This window comes from Acetivibrio straminisolvens JCM 21531 (assembly GCF_000521465.1).
In the GTDB taxonomy this organism is placed as follows: Bacteria; Bacillota; Clostridia; order Acetivibrionales; family Acetivibrionaceae; genus Hungateiclostridium; species Hungateiclostridium straminisolvens.
The window spans coordinates 1-687 of the sequence record NZ_BAVR01000183.1; the positions used below are offsets into that span (position 1 = coordinate 1).

Annotated in this window: 1 pseudogene; it reads right to left on the minus strand. The window is 34.2% G+C overall.

The features are described 5' to 3' along the window. A pseudogene (locus tag JCM21531_RS17390) lies at positions 1-438 on the minus strand (IS21 family transposase); the annotation flags it as partial. Between the last annotated feature and the right edge of the window lie 249 nt (positions 439-687).

A 687-nucleotide genomic window follows, 5' to 3' on the forward strand; every position in this document is an offset into this window, starting at 1 on the left:
AATACCGTTTTCAAAAAAAGCAGCTCTGCCAAAATCAACCTGTGCCTCACCAGTAGGGTGTTCCAAAGGTATATATCCATCAGTGTCTTGATACAAAGCTTTCTTTTTAAGGCTTACATACCTTGCAACAGTTCGGTAGGACAAGTTAAATTCATTATTGTATTTATGCTTCAGTTTGTTAAAAATTCTTTTTGCCGTATGTCTCTGTTTTCTTGGTGCATCAACGTCACTCTCCAGCCATTCATCAATATCTGCTTTATATTTATTAATCAAAGATTCCCTTGTTCTATTAACCAGAGGTTGTGACCAATCCTCTTTATCAATATATTTCCGGACTGTTCTAAAATTATGTCCGGTTACTCTTGTAATTTCCCTAAGAGATAGGCCTTTCTTTTCGAATAAATCTTTGATATACTTTATATCAGTCATAGTCAGCATCCTTTCTAATACCCCCCTTTAGTATTTGGACAACTAAAAGTACTATTTTTATGGGGTGCTGGCAATGGCTATTTTGTTTTTTCCATCCTATTATCAGAAGTGATTTTCCTATACCTGTTATCGATGATGGAATCTATAACAGTGATCAGTTCATAGATGTGATTTTGTTGTAAAATATTTGAATTATTGCCAACTCAACTGTTGTACTTTTATGTGGCAACTTGCTGCATTTTTATTTTACACCAAACA